This window comes from Kitasatospora sp. NPDC001175, assembly GCF_053598215.1.
In genome coordinates this window covers 1-1,424 of record NZ_JBSFJU010000221.1, presented here as the reverse complement: position 1 = coordinate 1,424, position 1,424 = coordinate 1, and the positions used below count along the sequence as shown (strand labels likewise).

The window sequence follows — 1,424 nt, the reverse complement described above, 5'->3', positions numbered from 1 at the left end:
ACATTCCGAACCCGGAAGCTAAGCCTCACAGCGCCGATGGTACTGCAGGGGGGACCCTGTGGGAGAGTAGGACGCCGCCGAACAAATTTTGATGAAAGAATGCCCCCTCCCGGGGATAGCGGGAGGGGGCATTCTGCGTTTCCCGTGTTGAAATTTTGGTGCCGTAGTGCTGTGCAGGTTCCGATAATCCTCGATCCATGAAGCCAGCCCTCGAGGGGTCTGTGCAGCCAGTGGCTCTGTTCCGTAATCGGTGGTAACGAAGGGTGATGCTCTTCGTTGGCGCTATGTGTGAGATGTCAACGAGCCTGTGGGCACGGTGTTTTCGGGACATTCCGCGCTGGTCGTCGAGAACATAGCGGACGAGGGCGAGGTCATCCGGGTGTCGGCCCGGACGCTCGCGCGGTGGGCTGTAGGGCGGGCGCTCGCCTCAGGCGGCCCGCGTAAGCGCAGTCAGGCCGCGGAGCCGGTCGTGCAGTTGGGCGAGCAGGCCCTTGACGCGTCAGCGACGCGTGAAGCCGTGGGCGCGGTCCCAGGCGGGGAAGTCCGCAGGCATCGCCCGCCAGGTGATGCCGCCGGCGACCAGGTAGCGGATCACATCGAGTATCTGCCGGTGACAGTAGCCCTCCGGCTGCCCGCCACGGCCCTCCAACCACCGTGGCATCGGCATCGCAGCGCGCGACCGCCCACTCCGCATCGGTCATGTCGGACGGATAGCGCCGAACCCGGCCCGGACGGTCGCCCGCGTTCCCGAACCGGTGAGCGAGGCAATCACACGATCGGGCAACCGAGTTGGAATCCACCAGTATCCGCGCGGAAGATTGCGGCACCAGGACCTCCTGTCGCTCGCTTGGACTCCACATCCATGAGCTGGACAGGAGGACCTGCCGTCATGCCCGGGCCGACGGAGAACCACTCGACCGAGAAACACAGTTCGACTGCCGAGCGCCCGTCTCTCGGAACGACGACTTGTCAGGCCAGGAACCTGGCCACCCGGTCGCCCCAGGCACGCACGCCCGCAGAGTCGCTCGACACGTGCAACTCGGCGCCAGGGAGTAGGTCGGCGAGCTGTTCGGCAGTGGAGCTTGGGTGGTTGGGGTCGTCCGCGAGGGCCAGGATCAGGGTGGGCCGGGTGAGTTCGCCGAACGGGGTGTTCGGCCAGATCCCCAGCGCGGCGGGCCGCGTCGAGGTGGCGGACCGTCAAGGGCGCACTGATTTCAGGGCGCGCCGAACCAGCGCGGGGTGTCGTGCCTGTGGCCTCGCGCCCCGAGATGAGGAGCAGGTCCTGCCGCCCTGGATCGCCCGAGCCGCCGTCGACGCGTCACTGGTCTACTAGTGCCGTGACCGCATAGGTTCGCCGGGTTGGCGGTGGCGATGCCTGAACCGGTTGGATGTAGACGGACATCCGATTCGGTGCGGGGAGGCGT

General features: G+C 66.6%; 1 protein-coding gene and 1 rRNA gene. One reads left to right on the top strand and one right to left on the bottom strand.

Going from position 1 to position 1,424, the window contains the following annotated elements:
- Positions 1 to 83 (top strand): 5S ribosomal RNA (gene rrf, locus ACWDAK_RS41280); the annotation flags it as partial.
- 416 nt (positions 84 to 499) lie between these two features.
- Here the strand turns inward: rrf and ACWDAK_RS41275 are convergent.
- The gene (locus ACWDAK_RS41275) at positions 500 to 667 is read right to left on the bottom strand and encodes a transposase (RefSeq protein ID WP_344641305.1); all 168 of its coding nucleotides are present in this window, start codon (positions 665 to 667) and stop codon (positions 500 to 502) included.
- Positions 668 to 1,424 lie beyond the last annotated feature (757 nt).

Bases quoted from the DNA above. Each gene is read 5' to 3' on its own strand.
- ACWDAK_RS41275 (WP_344641305.1), bottom strand. From the start codon at position 667: ATGCCGATGCCACGGTGGTTGGAGGGCCGTGGCGGGCAGCCGGAGGGC.